The sequence below is a fragment of the Arthrobacter arnarulunnguaqae genome, assembly GCF_051262515.1.
GTDB lineage: Bacteria > Actinomycetota > Actinomycetes > Actinomycetales > Micrococcaceae > Arthrobacter_N.
Window position 1 is genome coordinate 12273 of record NZ_JBIMER010000014.1, and the last position, 13502, is coordinate 25774.

The window sequence follows — 13502 nt, forward strand, 5'->3', positions numbered from 1 at the left end:
TGGTGCTCTCCTTCGAACGCTTACGGGTTGGCGTTGTTGCCGTCGATATCCAGGCCGGGGACCTGGAAGTTGAAGATGCCGGTGTCGAACTTGTTGTAGGCCTCGTAGTCCACCAGTTCATAGAGTCTCACGCGGGTGAGCATGTTGGGCACCTCTTCCTCCTGGCTTCCGGTGGCGGCGATGGCGTCGAGGGTCCGCTCCGCGGCGCCCATGGCGCTGCGCAGCAGGGTGACCGGGTAGATAACCATGGCGACCCCGACGTCGGCCAGTTGCCGACGGGTGAACAGCGCGCTTTTGCCGAACTCGGTCATGTTGGCCAAGACCGGAACCTCCACGGCCCCGCAGACGGCCGCGAACTCGGATACGTCCCGCATGGCCTCCGGGAAGATCGCGTCGGCGCCGGCGTCCACCAGTGCCTTGGCACGGTTGATCGCCGCATCCAGACCATCGACGGCGCGGACGTCCGTGCGCGCCATGATCAGGAAGTTGGGGTCGCGGCGGGCGTCTGTTGCGGCGGCGACCCGCTTGACCATCGTGTCCAGGTCAACGACGTTCTTGCCGTCGAGGTGGCCGCAGCGCTTGGGGTTGAACTGGTCCTCGATGTGGCAGCCCGCGAGGCCGGCGTTCTCCAGTTCCTGGACGGAGCGCGCCACGTTCATGGGCTCGCCGAAGCCGGTGTCGGCGTCGACGAGGGAGGGCAGATCCGTCATCCGGGCGATCTGGCCTGCGCGCTGGGCGACCTCGGTGAGGGTCGTGAGCCCGATGTCGGGCAGCCCCAGGTCGTTGGCGAGGACCGCGCCGGAGATGTAGACGCCGTCGAAACCCTTTTCCCCGATGAGACGCGCGGAGAGCGGGTTGAAGGCCCCCGGGAACTGGCGGGCGGTTCCGGGCACGAGCATCCCGCGCAGGGCCGCGCGCTTCTGCGCGGGGGTCACGTTGGAGTACAACATCCTAGAACAGCCCCTTCGGGGCGGCCGCGAGGTCGATGACGCCGGGGGCCGCAACGATGTTGAGCTGCCCCAGCTCGCCGGAGCCCAGCTTCTCCAGGTTTTCGGCCGCCGCGATGAAGCGGTCGATCTCGTCGTCCTCGACCAGGCCGGCGGCCAGGGCGCGGAACTTGTTGACGTAGTGCTCGCGGGCGAACGGCCGTGCGCCGAGCGGGTGCGCGTCGGCGACGGCGATCTCGTCGGTGACCACGGTGCCGTCGTTCAGGGTGATGACCACCGAACCGCCGAAGGCCTTCTCGTTGATGTCCAGCGAGTGGTAGCGGCGCGTCCACTCGGTGTCTTCCTCGGTGGTGACCTTGTTCCAGAGTTCCACGGTATCGGCACGGCGGGCACGCTCGGGGGAGTACGAGTCGACGTGGTGCCAGGACCCGTCCTGCAGGGCCACGGTGAAGATGTACGGAATGGAGTGGTCCAGGGTCTCGCGCGAGGCGGTCGGATCGTACTTCTGTGGGTCGTTGGCGCCCGAACCGATCACGTAGTGGGTGTGGTGGCTGGTCTTGATCAGGACCGAGGCGACGTTCTTGGCGTCGGTCGTCTCCGGGTGTTCGCGGTTGAGCTTGCGGGCCAAGTCGATCCAGGCCTGCGCCTGGTACTCGGCCGAGTGCTCCTTGGTGTAGGTGTCCAGGATGGCGCGCTTCGCCTCGCCATCCCCCGGCAGCGGCACCTCGTAGGCCGCGTCCTTGCCGTCGAGCATCCAGGCGATGACGCCGTCCTCGCCCTCGTAGATCGGCACCGGGGAGGTTTGGCCGCGCATGGCGCGGTCGGCGGCCTCCACGGCCATCTTGCCCGCGAAGGCCGGAGCGTGCGCCTTCCAGGTGGAGATCTCGCCCTTGCGCGACTGGCGGGTGGCAGTGGTGGTGTGCAGTCCCTGGCCGACGGCCTGGAAGATGGTTTCGACATCGAGGCCCAGCAGCGTGCCGATGCCGGCGGACGCCGACGGCCCGAGGTGGGCGACGTGGTCGATCTTGTGCTTGTGGAGGCAGATGGCCTTCACGAGGTCCACCTGGATCTCGTAACCGGTGGCGATGCCCCGGATCAGGTCCTTGCCGCTGGCGCCGGTGTGCTGCGCGACGGCGAGGATCGGCGGGATGTTGTCGCCCGGGTGGGAGTACTCGGCGGCCAGGAAGGTGTCGTGGTAATCAAGTTCGCGCACGGCCACGCCGTTGGCCCAGGCGGCCCACTCGGGGGAGACCTTTTCCGTGATGCCGAAGACCGAGGCGCCCGCCCCGCCGGTCGACGGCGCATGGGTCAGCGCCTGGGCGCGGGCAGCGACGATGGGTCCGCGGTTCAGCGAGGCTATGGCGACGGAGGCGTTGTCGATGACGCGGTTGATGATCATTTCCGCGACCTCCGGCGCGACCTCGACCGGATCGGCGGCCACGCGGGCGATCTTGTGGGCCAGCTGCTCTTCGCGGGGAAGGTTTTCCTCCGAGCGGTACACACGTACGGCGTGGTTGATCATTGGGGATCCTCTCGTGTTGGTGCATGGGATTTGATGTGGTCGAGGCTGTGCTGCAGGTGGAGCATGGTGGCCGCCGCGGCGAGGTCCGGATCGCCGGCCGCGATGGAACGCGCGATCGCGGCGTGCTCGCCGGCGGAGGCGCGGAGGCGTGCGGGATCGTCTTGGGCCAGCCTCCGAACCCTCGCCAGGTGGACGCGCAATCCGCGTAGCGCCTGCTCCAGGTACGGGTTGCGGACCGCATCGTCGATGGCGGCGTCCAGCTCCGAGGCCAGGCGGTAGTAGTTCTCGCGGGGAGCATCAACGGTTTTTTCCCCGCTTGGGGTCGCTGCCGCGGCGAAACGCCGCGACAATGCGATAAAGGGGTCCGTGGCGCCGGACCGTGCTGCGATCCGTGCCGATTCCACCTCGAGTGCCCGTCGCAGTGCGAACAGGTCGTCGACGTGTTCGAGCGAGACATCGGAGACGACGGCGCCCCGGCCGCGTTGCTGGACGGCCAGCCCGTCGGCCGTCAGCCGGGACAGCGCCTCGCGCAACGGGGTGCGGGAGACGCCGAGCCGTTCCGCCTGCTCCACCTCGCCCAGGACGGTCCCCGGTGGGAGCCGCCATTCGACGATGTCCCGGCGTAATTCGCCGTACGCCTTGTCACTTGCCCTCATATCGTCATTGTATACACAGCTGTTCCATTCATGGGCCACTTATCGCATTTCTTGGGTATTTGGGCGCCGGTCCTTCCACTGTGTATACACGTCTCTTGAATTGTTTGTGACGGTCGCCATAGTCTTGGCGCAGACAGGACGGGCCGAGCACCCGAGACACCGCTCGCGCCGCAAGCAAAGAACAAGGGAGTTCCGATGCCGCCAACGAACGAACAGCCAAGCACGTACCGGGCCACGCACGCAGCCAGCGTCAAGGATCCCGCGGGCTTCTGGCTCCGCGAGTCCGCGCGCATCGACTGGTCCACGCCACCCACCCGTGGCCTCGACGAATCCGCCGCGCCGCTCTACGGCTGGTTGCCCGACGGCAGGCTGAACCTCAGCGTCAATGCCTTGGACCGCCACGTGGCCGCCGGAGCGGGGGACCGGGTGGCCCTGGTCTACGACTCCGCCGTCCTCGGCGCCCGGCGCAGCTACACGTACGCCGAGTTGCTCGCGGAGGTCGAGCGTTTCGCCGGCGTGCTGGTCGGACTCGGCGTCGGCCGCGGGGACCGCGTCCTGCTGTACCTCCCGATGATTCCGCAGGCCGTGGTGGCCATGCTCGCGTGCGCCAGGATCGGCGCGGTGCACTCGGTGGTGTTCGGTGGTTTCGCCGCCACCGAGCTCGCGGCGCGTATCGACGACGCCGCTCCGGCAGCGCTGGTCACGGCGACCGGAGGCGTGGAGCCCTCGCGCCGCGTCGAATACCTTCCAGCGGTCGCGGAGGCGTTGCGGCTCTCCAACCACACCGTCCCGCACGTGGTGGTGCAGCACCGGGACGGTTTCATCGCCAACCTGGCGGAGTACGACGGCGGCGTGGCTCGACCGGCGTCGGACGACGCCGGTCGCGCGGCGACCACCTGGCACGACTGGGAGGCGCTCGCGCGGACCGCACGGCCCGCGGCCGCGGTCGACGTGGACTCCACGCACCCGCTGTACATCCTCTACACCTCGGGGACCACGGGCGCACCCAAGGGCGTCGTCCGGGACACCGGGGGCTACGCCGTGGCGATGAGCTGGTCCATGGAGAACATCTACGGCGTCCGCGCAGGGGACACCATGTTGACCGCGTCCGACGTCGGTTGGGTGGTCGGGCACTCGTACATCGTCTACGGCCCGCTCATCGCCGGGGCCACCACGGTGCTCTACGAGGGCAAGCCCGTGGGCACGCCCGACGCCGGTGCCTTCTGGCGTCTCGTCGACGACCACCGGGTCAAGGTCCTGTTCACGGCGCCGACCGCACTGCGGGCCATCCGCAAGGCCGACCCGGAGGCGGAACTGCTGGCCGCCCACGACACGTCGTCTCTGCGCGCGCTCTTCGTCGCGGGGGAGCGGCTCGATCCCGACACCTACGGGTGGGCCACGGCCGTGCTCGGGGTGCCTGTGGTCGACAACTGGTGGCAGACGGAAACGGGTTGGCCGATCGCCGCCAGCCCTTGGGGGCTGGAGGAACTGCCGCTGAAGCCGGGATCGCCGTCGTTTCCCGTTCCCGGCTACGACGTCCGCATCCTCGATTCCCTGGGGCAGGAACTTCCGCGCGGACAGGAGGGCAACATCGCCATCCGGCTTCCGCTGCCGCCCGGCGCGTTGACGACCCTCTGGGGAAACGACGAGCGGTACATCTCCTCGTACCTGGAGCAGTTCCCCGGCCACTACGCGACCGGCGACTCGGGTCTGCTCGACGCGGACGGATACCTGTACGTGATGGGCCGCACCGACGACGTCATCAACGTCTCCGGCCACCGACTGTCCACGGGGGCGATGGAGCAGGTGCTGGGTGCCCATCCCGCCGTCGCCGAATGCGCCGTGATCGGCGTTGCGGACGGGCTCAAGGGACAGGTTCCCCGCGGGTTCGTGGTCCTGAAGGACGGAGCGGCGACCACCGAGGAGGCGCTGTGCGCCGAACTGGTGGCCATGGTCCGCGAACGGATCGGCCCGGTGGCGGACTTCCGGCAGGTGCGGATCGTCGAGGCCTTGCCCAAAACGCGCTCCGGCAAGATCCTGCGCAAAACCATGCGGCAGATCGCCGACGGCGTCGACTATGCGGTGCCGGCGACGATCGAGGATCCCCAGGTCGTGGAGGACCTGATCCCCCTGCTCCGGCCCGAGGGCTCGCACCAATCCGGCGAAGGGCGCCTGGGATAAACTCGCGTGGGACCGGGAGGGTGTCGATTCCGGCGGTGAGGGGAAAACGTTGGATCCACTGGGCGGAATGGGTCGGGAGGAACTCGGCATCCTGACGTGGGTTGCCGCCGGCGTCTTCGCGCTTGCGGTCGGCCTCTGGCGTCCACACGGATTTCATTGGACCGCTGTTGGATCCGTGCTGCTCTTCGCGGCGCTCAATGCGGGTGCCGGGATCTACGTCCTGAACCACTTCCGTGATTCCCGCTGGGCCGCGGGGGGACAACCGTCCCTGAGCGTTCCGTCGCTCTCGGGCACGCCCCTGGTCGGACAATACCTCGAATCCCTGGAATCCACCCTGAACGGCGTGGTCGGTGGCATGAACGATTTGCTGGCATTCCAACGGGCCCTTCCCGTGGCGCTGGATTTCCTGGCCGTGTCCGGATGGGCCCTCGTGGTGTCGTTTCCGCTGGCCGTTCTCGCCGCCGGCATCGGTTTAGTCCGGACCCGGCGCAGGGCTGCGGAATTCGAAAAGTACCGTGCCACCGTTGACCTGCTGAAGGACGAGCTCGAGCGGGTCAAGCGGCAGATTGGGGCGCCGGACCGGCATTAGGCCCATGGGCGGCCGCTGGCGTCAGCCCTTCCAACGGTATTCGTATTCCGGTCGGCCGCGCGTCCCGTGCCGCGGCGACTTGGGCGCGACACCTTGGACGCTGAGGTGCTCCAGGTACCGCCGGGCGGTGACGCGGGAGATGTCGAGTGCCTCCGCGACCTCCGTGGCGGACAGGCCCGCCGCGGACCCGCGGAGGATGGCGGCGATCGAAGCGAGGGTCTCCTCCAGCATGCCCTTGGGGAGGCTGGCGGGTCCGGTGGTGCGCAGCGCGGCGAAGGCGTTGTCGATGGACGCCTGTGTGGGCGCGTCGGGACCGGAGAGGTTCAACCGGAAGCCGCGGTAGTTCTCCAGCTTCTCGCGGAAGGCCGCGAACGGAAAAGGCTTGATCAGGTATTGCGTGATCCCGGCCGCGATGGCCGTCCGGACCACCGACAGGTCCCGAACGGCCGTGATGGCGATGATGTCCACCGTGTTGCCTCGCCCGCGGATGCGCCGGGCGACGTCGAGGCCGTGCAAGTCCGGGAGGTTCATGTCCAAGAGCACCAGGTCCACGGGTGCGCCCGCGGCGCCGGCCGCCTCCAACAGCGACAGCGCCTCGGAGCCGCTGTGGGCGATCGCAGTGACATCGAACCCCGCCACCCGGCGGACGTAGTCGGCGTGGGCGGCGGCGGTGATGGGTTCGTCGTCGGCGACAAGAACGCGCAGGACGCGCCGTGGATCAGCCATTCGGACGGCCCCCGGCTTTCCCGCGCGCGGTTCGTCCATACGCGGCCGAGCCGCGCTCCAGCGGCAGGGTGACGGTGAAGATGGCACCGGCGTCGTTATCCACTTCCAGCGAACCCCCGAGCCGCACCACCGCCTGCCGCACCAGCGCCAGGCCGAGGCCCCGGCCGCCCGCCGTCGACGAGGCCGGCTTTGTCGACGCTCCCATGCGCAGGAAATCCTCCAGATGATCCGGATCGATTCCGGGACCGGAATCGGCAACGGAGATCACGACGTCCGAGTCGACCACCGAAAAGTCGGCCCACACCCGACGCGCCGCGGACGTCGCCGCGGCGTCGAATGCGTTGTCCAGAAGGTTTCCCGTGATGGTCACGAGGTCCCGGGCGTCGAGGGAATCGCGGGGGAGCTCGCCGTTGGCCGTGAGGGTCAATTCGATGCCGCGCTCGTTGGCCTGAGCGGCCTTCCCGACGAGCAGCGCGGTGAGGAACGGTTCGTCGATGGACTGCACGACGTCGTCGGTCAGCCGCTGCGATTCCTGGCGGTCCCGGACCGCGAAGTCCAGCGCCTCGCGCTCCCGCCCCAGCTCGATCAGCGAGGCGACGGCGTGTAGGCGGTTGGCGTGCTCGTGCGTCTGTGCCCGCAGGGCCTCGGTCAGGGTCTTCATGGTCTCCAGCTCGCCCGTCAGCGCCTGGATTTCAGTATGGTCCCGCAGCGTGGCCACGGCGCCCGGGCGGCGCGCCATGGGCCGCCGCGCCCCCGGGCGCCCGACCCGCAACCCGACTGGACCGTCGGTGGGTTCCGCCGCCCGTTCCTGGCTGATGACCAGGACGCGGCTCTTGGTGAGGTGGATCTCGTCCGTGGCCCTCCTGCCGCTTTCGAAGAGGTCGCGGACGGTGTCCGCGAGACCGAGTTCGCCCACCGGGAGGGGCCTGAGGGCACCCGCTGGCGGCAGGCCGAGAAGGTCCGCGGCGTGGTCGTTGTAGAGGACCAGCCGCCCTTCGCCGTCGACGAGCACCAGCCCCTCGCGCAACGAGTGCAACGCGGAGTCGTAGTAGGCGAAGAGGCGCCGGAGCTCTTCGGGCCCGTAGCCGAGGGTGACCCGGCGCAGGTAGCGGCTGAGCAAGTACGCGGCCACGCCTCCCAGGGCGATGGCGGAGGCGGCGACACCCAGGATGGCCGGGACGCCGGCCGCCCGGCTGATGGCCAGGGTCCGCATCGTCACGCCCACGGACACCATGGCCGTGACTTGGCCGTCGGCGTCGCGGACGGGGGCGATCGCCCGGACCGAGGGACCCAGTGTGCCGGTGTACTCCTCGACGTGCGTACGTCCTGCGAGCGCCTGTTCGATGCTCCCGATGTAGGGGCGGCCGATTTGTTCGGGTGTCGGATGCGTGTACCTGGTCCGGTCGGTGTCCATCACCGTCACGAAATCCACCGACGCGCTCTCGTGGAGTTTACGCGCGTACGGCTGCAGTGCGGCGGAGGGGTCCGCGCCCTGGACGGCGGACTCCACGAAGGGGTCCAGCGCCAGCGTCGCCGCGACGCTAAGGACCCTGTCGGCGGCGAAGTCGTGCGCCTGCGCCTCCGCGCCGCGGTAGCTGAAGGCGCTGACGACGAGAGCCACGGCGGTCACCAGCACCAGTTGCCACGCGAACAACCGGGTGGCCAGGCTCGCGGACCTGTTGCCCATGGCTCTCCCTTCGTTGCGGCGGACCCATCGACCGTCGCGTGAACAGTATGAACGCAAGGGGTGATGCCGGTCACGCGGGCCGCACCATGGTCATAAGAAGTCCCACCAACAATACCGAGGAGTACCCATGGCGACGACGCCAACCCACCTTGAAGGGCAGCCGGGCAACACGCCGGCTGGCAACAACGCGGCACCCAAGAAGGACCGCACGCACTGGCTGTACGTGATGGTCATCGTGGCCGTCGTCGCCGGCGCCACGATCGGCCTGGTTTTCCCCGAGCTCGGCAAGTCCCTGAAACCGCTCGGAACCGCGTTCATCGCGCTCATCAAGATGATCATCGCCCCCATCATTTTCTGCACCATCGTCCTGGGCATCGGTTCCATCGCCAAGGCCGCCACGGTCGGCAAGGTCGGCGGCCTCGCGCTTCTCTACTTCATGACGATGTCCACCTTCGCTCTGGCGATCGGGCTGATCGTGGGCAACATCATCCACCCCGGCTCCGGCCTCGAGCTCAAGCCGTACGAGTCGGCCGCCGGCGGCGAGGAGAACGCCACCGTCAAGTTCCTGCTGGAACTGATCCCCGGCGACATCGCGGTGCTGCCGACCCTCGTGCTGGCACTCTTCGTGGGATTCGCACTCCAGTCCATGGGCAAATCCGGTGAGCCCGTGCTCAACGGCATCCGCAACATCCAGGCCGTGGTCTTCCGCCTGATGATGATGATCATGTGGGCCGCCCCGATCGGCGCCTTCGGCGCCATCGCCGCGGTCGTCGGCGCCACCGGCTGGGCGGCCATCGGATCGATGGCCATCCTCATGGGTGCCTTCTACGCGACGTGCGCCGTCTTCATCGTGGTCGTTCTCGGCGGCCTGCTGAAGGTGGTCACCGGATTGAACATCTTCTCGCTGCTGCGCTATCTGGCCCGCGAGTACCTCCTGATCTTCTCGACGTCGTCCTCCGAGTCGGCGCTGCCCCGGCTCATCGCGAAGATGGAGCATGTCGGTGTGTCCAAGCCCGTCGTCGGCATCACGGTTCCGACCGGCTACTCGTTCAACCTGGACGGCACCGCCATCTACCTGACCATGGCGTCCCTGTTCGTCTCTACCGCCATGGGCATGCCCATGAACCTCGGCGAGCAGATCGGCCTTCTGGTGTTCATGATCATCGCGTCCAAGGGCGCCGCGGGCGTCACCGGCGCCGGCCTGGCCACGCTCGCGGCCGGACTCCAGGCGCACCGCCCGGAGCTGTTGGACGGCATGGGCGTCATCGTCGGCATCGACAAGTTCATGTCCGAGGCGCGCGCACTGACCAACTTCACCGGCAACGCCGTGGCGACCCTGCTGATCGGAACCTGGACCCGGGAACTGGACAAGGACCAGGCCCGCGCCGTGCTGGCGGGGGAGCGCCCCTTCGACGAGCTGTCCCTGCACCCGGAAAGCCATTGACCCGGGAAAGCCGCTAGCCGCGCCGCGCGCTAGCACCCACGGGTCGCCGGCGTCGCGTGGAGCCGCGAGCACGGCACGGCCGCTTCGCCCCATCGGGCGGGGCGGCCGTCGTCGTCCCTGTCAACCCTCCACCTCAGCTTCAAGGTAAAGGCTCGCCGACCCGGCGCGTCCAACGGCACCGGACGGCGGGGGATAGCCTAGGGGGTAGGCAGGAATCAGAGTCAAACGAACGGAAGCGTGGTTCATACCGTGAGCGAGGAACAGGGTTCGGGCACCCGGACGGCAGGTCTGCTGAAGGAGCCGCCGGCGATGGGACCGACCGGGCGACCCCTCACCACCTTCCCGGAGCCGCCGCCGCTTGACGGCCACGGCCCGGCGCGTGTCATCGCAATGGTGAACCAGAAGGGCGGGGTCGGCAAGACGACGTCGACGATCAACCTGGCCGCGGCGCTCGCCGAGTACGGCCGCAAGGTGCTGCTGGTGGACTTCGACCCGCAGGGGGCGCTGAGCGCGGGCTTCGGCACCAACCCGCACGAATTGGACACCACGGTCTACAACGTCCTGATGGACCGGAAGACGGACATCCGGGACGCCATCATGAACACCGACGTCGACAACGTCGACCTGCTGCCGGCCAACATCGACCTCTCCGCCGCCGAGGTCCAGCTGGTGAACGAGGTCGCGCGCGAGCAGGTCCTGGACCGTGCGCTGCGCAAGGTCGCGGACGACTACGACGTCATCCTCATCGACTGCCAGCCCTCGCTTGGGCTGCTGACCGTCAACGCCTTGACCGCGGCGCACGGTGTCATCATTCCGCTGACCGCCGAGTTCTTCGCGTTGCGCGCCGTGGCGTTGCTGGTGGAGACCATCGAGAAAGTGCAGGACCGCCTCAACCCGGGGCTGCAGGTCGACGGTGTCCTGGCGACGATGTACGACGCGCGCACACTTCACAGCCGGGAGGTCCTCGGACGCCTCCTGGAGGCGTTTGGCGACAAGGTCTTCGAGACGGTCATCAAGCGCACCATCAAGTTCGCCGACGCCAACGTGGCCGCGGAACCGATCACCAGCTACGCCACCAACCACCCGGGCGCGGAGTCCTACCGCAACCTCGCCCGCGAACTCGTCAGCCGCGGCGGCTCCCCGTAATGACCACGGGTGGGGCGGAGACCGCGCCGCCCGCAACCGTCGGGTTCGCCGTCAACCTGGCGAATTTCTCCGGTCCGTTCGACCTGCTGCTGGGCCTGATCTCCAAGCACCGGCTGGACATCACCGAAGTCTCGCTGGCGCGCGTCACGGACGAATTCATCGCCTATATCCGCGAGGTGCGCGAGCGAGGCGGCGAGAAGGCCCTGGACGAGACCACCCAGTTCCTCGTCATGGCTTCCACATTGCTTGACCTGAAGGCCGCGCGGCTGCTGCCGTCCGGGGAAGTGGAATCGGACGAGGACATTGCCCTTCTGGAGGCCCGGGACCTGCTCTTCGCCAGGCTCCTGCAGTACAAGGCATTCAAGGTCGTCGCCGGAGAGCTGGAGACCAGGCTGGAACTCGAGGCAGACCGTTTCCCCCGCCAGGTGTCGCTCGAGCCGCGGTTCTCGTCTCTCCTGCCCGAATTGCTGTGGAAGACCAGCGCGGCGGAATTTGCCGACCTGGCGCGGAGGGCCCTGGCGCCCAAGCCCGCCCGCGAAACCGAGGTGGGGCTGTCCCACCTGCACGCGCCCGCCGTGAGCGTTCGCGAACAGGCGGAGCACCTGGCTGAAATCCTGCGGTCCTCCGGCCGGCAATCCTTCCGGACGTTGATTGCCGACGCCGGATCGCGGCAGGTGGTGGTGGCGCGTTTCCTTGCGTTGCTGGAGATGTTCCGCGACCACGTCGTGGCGTTCGACCAGGTGGCGCCGCTGGGGGAACTCGAGGTCCGCTGGAACGCCCACGGCACGAACTGGAGCCCGGACCTGCTCCGCGAGGAATACGACACCGCGGCCGAGCCGGCCGGAGCCGCCACCGAAGGAGCCCCATGAGCGAAACCCCGCAGGACGTCCCGGATCCGGACGCGCTTCCCGGAGGCGCGCGCGCGGCGGTCGAAGCCGTGCTCATGGTGGTCGACGAACCGGTCTCCGCCGAACGGTTGGCCGCGGTCCTCGGCCTGACGCCGCAACGGGTGCGAGGGCTCGTCCAGGAACTGCGCGCGGACTACGGAACCACCCGGGGATTCGAGCTCCGGGAGGTCGCGGGGGGCTTCCGGATCTTTTCCCGACGTGATTTTGCTCCCTTCGTGTCCCGCTTCGTTCTCGACGGCCAGACCGCCCGGCTGACACAGGCCGCGCTGGAGACCCTGGCCGTCGTGGCCTACCGCCAGCCCGTGTCCCGGGCGCGGATAGCGGCCATCCGGGGCGTCAACGTGGACTCGGTTGTACGGACACTCACGGTGCGTGGTTTGGTGGAGGAATCATCCACGGATCCGGAGACCGGCGCGCTCCTGTACCAGACCACCTCGTATTTTCTGGAAAGATTGGGTATGGGTAGCGTTTCGGAGCTGCCGAAGCTCTCACCGCACCTGCCCGGAATCGAGCACCTCGACGAGTTCGAGGACCACGGGTTCTAGGCACCATAACTACGCAACATTGAAGGACATGACATGACCCAGGGATCCCGTTCCGGCGCAGGCCGCGGCGACCAGCGCCGCCAGGGCCCATCGCAGGGCTCGGGGCGCGGCCAGGGCCCCGCCTCTTCCGGACGCGACGGCGGACCGCGCCGCGACGAACGGCAGGGCGGCTCCTTCGGAGGGGCGTCCGACGGCGCCAAGGGCGGTCCCAGGGGCGGCTCCAAGGGCAAGCCCGCCGGCTCCGGCAAGTCCGGGGCCGGGAAGGCCGGAGGCGGCAAGCCGGGCGCCAAGCAGGGCGGCGCCTACGCATCCAAGGGCCCGCGCCCGTTCGGCAACGAGCGCTTCGGGCGCAACCTCGGGCCGGTGGCGCGCAAGCGCCCCGCGTCGAAGCCGGCGCCGCGGCCGCGGGAGGACGTCGAGGAGCAGGATGGCGTGCGGCTGCAGAAGGTCCTCGCCAACGCCGGGGTCGCCTCCCGCCGCGTCAGCGAGGAGATGATCGCAGGCGGCCGCGTCGAGGTCGACGGCGAGATCGTCACCGAGCTCGGCATGCGCGTCGATCCGGCCACGGTGAGCATCCACGTGGACGGGATGCGCATCCAGCTCAACGACACCCTGAAGTACTTCGTTTTCAACAAGCCCCGCGGTGTGGTCTCCACCATGGACGATCCGGAGGGCCGCCGTTGCATCTCCGACTACGTCAAGAAGCGCGGCGAGCGGCTCTTCCACGTCGGCCGGCTCGATGTGAACACCGAGGGGCTGCTGCTGCTCACCAACGACGGCGAGCTGGCCAACCGCCTCACGCACCCGTCCTACGAGATCCCGAAGACGTACCTGGTCCAGGTGCCCGGCCCGATGGCGCAGGGCATCGGGGCGAAGATGAAGGACGGCATCCAGCTGGAGGACGGCTGGGCCAACGTCGATTCCTTCAAGCTGGTGGACTCCACCCCCGGCAAGGTGCTCGTCGAGGTCATTCTGCACTCGGGTCGCAACCGCGTCGTCCGCCGTCTCTTCGATGCGGTCGGGCACCCCGTCAAGCGCCTCGTCCGCGTGCAGATGGGTCCCATCCGACTGGGCGACCAGAAACAGGGAACCATCCGCCCGCTGGGAAACCAAGAGGTCGGGCACCTGCTCGCCGCGGTGGGAATGTAGCC

Annotated in this window: 12 protein-coding genes; 7 read left to right on the top strand and 5 right to left on the bottom strand. The window is 68.6% G+C overall.

What is annotated here, in order from left to right; genetic code table 11:
- Positions 1-20: 20 nt before the first annotated feature.
- From prpB to ACHAAJ_RS12130, 3 genes are read right to left on the bottom strand one after another with little or no spacing between them, the layout of a single operon-like run.
- A complete protein-coding gene (gene prpB / locus ACHAAJ_RS12120; protein ID WP_435728436.1) occupies positions 21-950 on the bottom strand; it encodes a methylisocitrate lyase in 930 nt (309 codons plus the stop codon).
- Position 951: 1 nt separating this feature from the next.
- Complete coding sequence (locus tag ACHAAJ_RS12125) at positions 952-2469, bottom strand: MmgE/PrpD family protein (RefSeq protein ID WP_435728438.1); 1518 nt, start codon at positions 2467-2469, stop codon at positions 952-954.
- Positions 2466-3125: a GntR family transcriptional regulator gene (locus ACHAAJ_RS12130; protein WP_435728440.1), complete on the bottom strand. Its 660-nt coding sequence runs from the start codon at positions 3123-3125 to the stop codon at positions 2466-2468. Before ACHAAJ_RS12130 ends, ACHAAJ_RS12125 begins: the two co-directional genes overlap by 4 nt.
- A gap of 195 nt (positions 3126-3320) precedes the next feature.
- Between ACHAAJ_RS12130 and ACHAAJ_RS12135 the strand changes: the two genes are divergently transcribed.
- Complete coding sequence (locus ACHAAJ_RS12135; RefSeq protein ID WP_435728442.1) at positions 3321-5306, top strand: AMP-binding protein; 1986 nt, start codon at positions 3321-3323, stop codon at positions 5304-5306.
- Between the two features lie 67 nt (positions 5307-5373).
- Positions 5374-5895, top strand: coding sequence for a hypothetical protein (locus ACHAAJ_RS12140; protein WP_435728444.1), 522 nt, complete (start codon positions 5374-5376; stop codon positions 5893-5895).
- Between the two features lie 21 nt (positions 5896-5916).
- On the opposite strand, the gene ACHAAJ_RS12145 is transcribed toward ACHAAJ_RS12140, so the two are convergent.
- On the bottom strand, positions 5917-6621 hold the full coding sequence (locus tag ACHAAJ_RS12145; protein ID WP_435728446.1) for a response regulator: 705 nt from the start codon (positions 6619-6621) through the stop codon (positions 5917-5919).
- Positions 6614-8308: a sensor histidine kinase gene (locus ACHAAJ_RS12150; RefSeq protein WP_435728448.1), complete on the bottom strand. Its 1695-nt coding sequence runs from the start codon at positions 8306-8308 to the stop codon at positions 6614-6616. The genes ACHAAJ_RS12145 and ACHAAJ_RS12150 overlap by 8 nt, the downstream gene beginning before the upstream one ends.
- 127 nt (positions 8309-8435) lie before the next feature.
- Between ACHAAJ_RS12150 and ACHAAJ_RS12155 the strand changes: the two genes are divergently transcribed.
- The 5 genes from ACHAAJ_RS12155 (at position 8436) to ACHAAJ_RS12175 (ending at position 13500) form a co-directional block, all read left to right on the top strand.
- Entirely contained in the window at positions 8436-9752 is a 1317-nt protein-coding gene (locus tag ACHAAJ_RS12155; RefSeq protein WP_435728450.1) for a cation:dicarboxylate symporter family transporter, read from the top strand.
- Between the two features lie 249 nt (positions 9753-10001).
- Positions 10002-10898 carry a ParA family protein gene (locus ACHAAJ_RS12160; protein WP_435728451.1) on the top strand — a complete coding sequence of 299 codons (897 nt, stop codon included), beginning with the start codon at positions 10002-10004 and terminating at the stop codon, positions 10896-10898.
- Positions 10898-11767 carry a segregation and condensation protein A gene (locus tag ACHAAJ_RS12165; protein ID WP_435728453.1) on the top strand — a complete coding sequence of 290 codons (870 nt, stop codon included), beginning with the start codon at positions 10898-10900 and terminating at the stop codon, positions 11765-11767. Before ACHAAJ_RS12160 ends, ACHAAJ_RS12165 begins: the two co-directional genes overlap by 1 nt.
- Positions 11764-12351 (top strand): SMC-Scp complex subunit ScpB, encoded by a 588-nt coding sequence (gene scpB / locus ACHAAJ_RS12170; RefSeq protein ID WP_435728454.1) that lies wholly within the window; start codon positions 11764-11766, stop codon positions 12349-12351. Before ACHAAJ_RS12165 ends, scpB begins: the two co-directional genes overlap by 4 nt.
- A gap of 33 nt (positions 12352-12384) precedes the next feature.
- A complete protein-coding gene (locus ACHAAJ_RS12175; RefSeq protein WP_435728455.1) occupies positions 12385-13500 on the top strand; it encodes a pseudouridine synthase in 1116 nt (371 codons plus the stop codon).
- The last annotated feature ends 2 nt before the right edge of the window (positions 13501-13502 follow it).

Coding starts and splice junctions, on each gene's coding strand:
- prpB (WP_435728436.1), bottom strand. CDS start 950: ATGTTGTACTCCAACGTGACCCCCGCGCAGAAGCGCGCGGCCCTGCGC.
- ACHAAJ_RS12125 (WP_435728438.1), bottom strand. CDS start 2,469: ATGATCAACCACGCCGTACGTGTGTACCGCTCGGAGGAAAACCTTCCC.
- ACHAAJ_RS12130 (WP_435728440.1), bottom strand. CDS start 3,125: ATGAGGGCAAGTGACAAGGCGTACGGCGAATTACGCCGGGACATCGTC.
- ACHAAJ_RS12135 (WP_435728442.1), top strand. CDS start 3,321: ATGCCGCCAACGAACGAACAGCCAAGCACGTACCGGGCCACGCACGCA.
- ACHAAJ_RS12140 (WP_435728444.1), top strand. CDS start 5,374: ATGGGTCGGGAGGAACTCGGCATCCTGACGTGGGTTGCCGCCGGCGTC.
- ACHAAJ_RS12145 (WP_435728446.1), bottom strand. CDS start 6,621: ATGGCTGATCCACGGCGCGTCCTGCGCGTTCTTGTCGCCGACGACGAA.
- ACHAAJ_RS12150 (WP_435728448.1), bottom strand. CDS start 8,308: ATGGGCAACAGGTCCGCGAGCCTGGCCACCCGGTTGTTCGCGTGGCAA.
- ACHAAJ_RS12155 (WP_435728450.1), top strand. CDS start 8,436: ATGGCGACGACGCCAACCCACCTTGAAGGGCAGCCGGGCAACACGCCG.
- ACHAAJ_RS12165 (WP_435728453.1), top strand. CDS start 10,898: ATGACCACGGGTGGGGCGGAGACCGCGCCGCCCGCAACCGTCGGGTTC.
- scpB (WP_435728454.1), top strand. CDS start 11,764: ATGAGCGAAACCCCGCAGGACGTCCCGGATCCGGACGCGCTTCCCGGA.
- ACHAAJ_RS12175 (WP_435728455.1), top strand. CDS start 12,385: ATGACCCAGGGATCCCGTTCCGGCGCAGGCCGCGGCGACCAGCGCCGC.